Source organism: Bacillus sp. JJ1127, from assembly GCF_036965845.1.
Classification (GTDB): domain Bacteria; phylum Bacillota; class Bacilli; order Bacillales; family Bacillaceae_G; genus Bacillus_A.
In genome coordinates, this window is the sequence record NZ_JBALQK010000188.1 from 1 (window position 1) to 781 (window position 781).

A 781-nucleotide genomic window follows, 5' to 3' on the forward strand; every position below is an offset into this window, starting at 1 on the left:
GACAGCCCCTTTTTTATTTTGAATTTGAATGTAATGAATATGATTTACGAATTCCAATGAAAAAATATGTACCTATCATTTGACAGGTATATATTTTGTAGGGATTTTGTTTGAAAATGTCGAATACAATATACTGCGTCGTAAAAACACGTTTTCCATTGTTTAGTGTGAAACAAATAGGAGGGAGAAGCCGTAATGAAACGTGCTCTTATAAATATTGATTATACATATGATTTCGTAGCTGAAAAAGGTGCATTAACATGCGGAAAGCCAGGGCAAGAGATTGAAAAGCATCTTGTAGAAATTACAAAGCAGTATATTGAAAACGGAGATTATGTTGTATTTGCAATTGATAAGCATGAAGAAAAAGATTTGTATCATCCTGAGACGCAGTTATTTCCACCCCATAATATAACTGGTACAAAAGGAAGAGATTTATACGGAGAGTTACAAAGTGTATATGAAGAATATCAAGATAAGAAAAATGTGTACTATATGGACAAAACACGTTACAGTGCTTTTGCTGGAACAGATCTAGAAATGAAGCTAAGAGAAAGAGGGATACAGGAAGTACATCTTGTTGGCGTATGTACGGATATTTGTGTTCTTCATACAGCAGTGGATGCTTATAATAAAGGGTTTCATATCGTTGTACATGAGAAAGCGGTAGCTTCCTTTAATGAGCAAGGGCATAAATTTGCCTTAGGACATTTTAAATCTTGTTTACATGCAGAAGTACAGTGAATATGGAAAAAATGAGAGCTATGTAAAGAAAGAGACC

Annotated in this window: 1 protein-coding gene; it reads left to right on the forward strand. The window is 33.9% G+C overall.

What is annotated here, in order from left to right; genetic code table 11:
- Window positions 1–195: 195 nt before the first annotated feature.
- Window positions 196–744, forward strand: a complete 549-nt coding sequence (locus V7183_RS18225; RefSeq protein WP_335360376.1) for a cysteine hydrolase family protein — start codon at window positions 196–198, stop codon at window positions 742–744.
- The last annotated feature ends 37 nt before the right edge of the window (window positions 745–781 follow it).

Coding starts and splice junctions, on each gene's coding strand:
- V7183_RS18225 (WP_335360376.1), top strand. CDS start 196: ATGAAACGTGCTCTTATAAATATTGATTATACATATGATTTCGTAGCT.